This window comes from Planctomycetota bacterium (genome assembly GCA_038746835.1).
GTDB lineage: Bacteria > Planctomycetota > Phycisphaerae > Tepidisphaerales > Tepidisphaeraceae > JBCDKH01.
The window spans coordinates 1-2482 of sequence record JBCDKH010000303.1 but is presented as its reverse complement, the minus strand read 5'-3'; the positions used below and the strand labels follow the sequence as shown (position 1 = coordinate 2482).

The window sequence follows — 2482 nt, the reverse complement described above, 5'->3', positions numbered from 1 at the left end:
TCGTCGGCGAAGGCCCGGACAACGATTGGATGAAGCAGCTCAAAGCCAGCGCCGGCGACGGCGTCGTCTTCGCCGGCCATCGCACGGGGCACGCCCTCGAAACCCTCTTCCGCACCGCCTCGGCCTATGTCACAACCAGCGAACTCGAAGGCCTGCCGTCGAGCGTGCTCGAAGCGATGGAGCGGCGAAGCTGCGTCGTCGCCAGCGACATCCCGCCCCACCGACTCCTGCTCGACGGCGCCGGCACGGGCGACCTGATCTTTCCCGTCGGCGACGTCGATGCCCTGTGCCAGCGACTGGCTCGCGTGCTCGACGACGATGCGTCGCGCGACGCCTACGCGGACCAGCAGCGCGCTCACGTCCGGGCCGACTACGCGTGGGACGTCCTGGCCGAGCGTGTAAGCGACTTCTACCGCGATGTTGTCAGCTCGCGGAAGCAGGCGATTTCGTCCGCGTCGCAGGGCGTGTGATCAGCGCGGTACAGGTCATGGAACCAGAGCGGCGGCTCCGGAATCGCCTCGCCCGGCCAAAGGAAGTGACGTGCTTCGCGTTCCCGGTGAAGCGTGAGATGCTCGCCTTCGTCGTCGAGCTGCTGCCGGCTGAACCAGGCGTAGTGCGTCTGGGTCTTGCCGATCACGATGCCCCAGTTGATCGCCGCGACGCGCTCGCGTTTGAGCATCGGCAGAATCGTCCGCACCGTGTTGCCCTGGCTGCGTGCCAGCCACTCGGTCATCAAGATCGGCCGGCCGTCCTGCTGATAGTCCCGAATCTGACGAAGCGTCGGCTTGGGCGGGCCGTAGCAGTGGATCGAGTGGACGTCGGAGTTGATGCGCGAGATGTGGATGTTGCCCTCGCCGACCGAGCCGAGTGCACTCGAGCAGATCGGCTGCGACGGCGCGACCTCGCGTGCCCAGGTCCACGCGTCGAACAGCAGTCGGTTCGACCGCTCGCCAAGCTCGCCGACGTCAGTCGCCTCGCGTCCCGGCGTGCCGGTCTTTTCGCCGCGGCCGGGCTCGTTGTAGAGCTCCCACAGGAGCACGCGCTCGTCGTCACCGAATCGACGCATGGTCTCCTGCACGTATCGCCTCAGCCGATCGACCTCGGCCGCCGGACTCGTGCCGTCGGCATAGCGGACCGCGACGTCCTTGGCCGGGCTGGCGAGCCAGCCGCTGTTGTGCCACGCGTGCACGGGCTCCGGCTGATCGCCGAGCGTCGGCGGGCCGTAGTGGCAATCGTCGAAGAAGACGAACATCGGCCGGATGCCAACATCGCTGCACGCCTGGAGGAACTCGTCCATTCGGCCATAGAGCCCTTCGGCATCGTCCGCGTGAAGGAGGTCGTGCAGGTAGACCCGCAGTGTGTTAGTACCGGTCTCACGAGCGAGTGCCAGCTCACAGCCGATGGTCGGCGCGTCATAGGTCGAGGCCTGCCACATCTCGATCGCGTTGATCGCCGTCGCCGGGATGTAGTTGCAACCGACCAGCCAGGGCAACGCGTCGTACCACGCGTTGGCTCGCTCGGCCGACCAGCGACCCGGGACCGGTGTGAGAAATGCGTCGTTTTCCAGAGGAACCGGTTGCATCACGTCGAGCATACAGAAGTTCCAGAGTGGCTCCGAGTCGTGACCTTGGCCAAGTCACTCCATCATCGCCGCCGTCCGCACCACGCGCGATCGCATCGTGAAGAAGACGACGACCGGATATGCGGCGAAGATCAGCAAGATCGGAACCGCGTAGCCGAAGCTCCAGGCAATGTGCTCCCAAAGCGGCGGCTCGACCCATTGGTTGTCGACCGTGATCGTCGCTTTCGTGCTGCGAGAAATCGCGACGGTCCACATCGTGAGCGCGAACAACAAGGCAAGGTGCACCAGCTTCAACCGCAGCCAGACACGGTGCATCCGAAGCCCGGCTGACGTGTTGCCGAGCGTTCGGATGCCGGCGGCGATCAGCCAGCCCGCAAGGGCCAGCCCGAACAGGATCGCGACGATCTGAACCAGCATCAACGCAAGCTGCCAGCCCGAGCTGCCTCTGTTGAAGAATCCTCCGGGTTGGTCGACCGAGATGGTCCCGTCGCTTTCCAGTGTCGCCGTCGTGAAGTTGCCCTGGCCCCAGATCGAAACTGAACCACCTGCGAAGGCATTGATCCCGCCGCTGTTCGTCGAGTAGTAGAGCGGCGTCCCAGTCAACGCTGCTCCGGCTCGTGTCGTCGGTTGAGTTGTCACTGGCCGACCGAAGTTGCCAGGGATTGTCAGTTGCGATGAGACATGCGTTTCGGTCCAGACACCATCGGCGGGTTCTGCGAGCGGCAAGTCGACGTGCGGGAAAACGCGTTCGAGCAACTCGGCCTCTGCCGGAGCCATCGGACTCACTGCATTTAACCCGGCCACAACCGTTTGAGCCTCGACCGCGTTGACTCTCGATACGTTGGGCTGGCCGCCGCCAAATGCGAACGCGGTCGGCAGTGCATGCATCAGCAACGTCCG

At 64.9% G+C, this 2482-nt stretch carries 3 protein-coding genes; 1 reads left to right on the top strand and 2 read right to left on the bottom strand.

What is annotated here, in order from left to right; genetic code table 11:
* Positions 1-470: glycosyltransferase family 4 protein (locus AAGI46_16860; GenBank protein ID MEM1013878.1), on the top strand; the 470-nt coding region annotated here is incomplete at its 5' end.
* On the opposite strand, the gene AAGI46_16855 is transcribed toward AAGI46_16860, so the two are convergent.
* A complete protein-coding gene (locus tag AAGI46_16855) occupies positions 410-1582 on the bottom strand; it encodes a 1,4-beta-xylanase (protein MEM1013877.1) in 1173 nt (390 codons plus the stop codon). The two genes, AAGI46_16860 and AAGI46_16855, sit on opposite strands and share 61 nt — an antisense overlap.
* 54 nt (positions 1583-1636) lie before the next feature.
* Positions 1637-2482 (bottom strand): hypothetical protein (locus AAGI46_16850; protein ID MEM1013876.1); only part of this gene is annotated, 846 nt, incomplete at its 5' end.

Bases quoted from the DNA above. Each gene is read 5' to 3' on its own strand.
- AAGI46_16855 (MEM1013877.1), bottom strand. From the start codon at position 1,582: ATGCAACCGGTTCCTCTGGAAAACGACGCATTTCTCACACCGGTCCCG.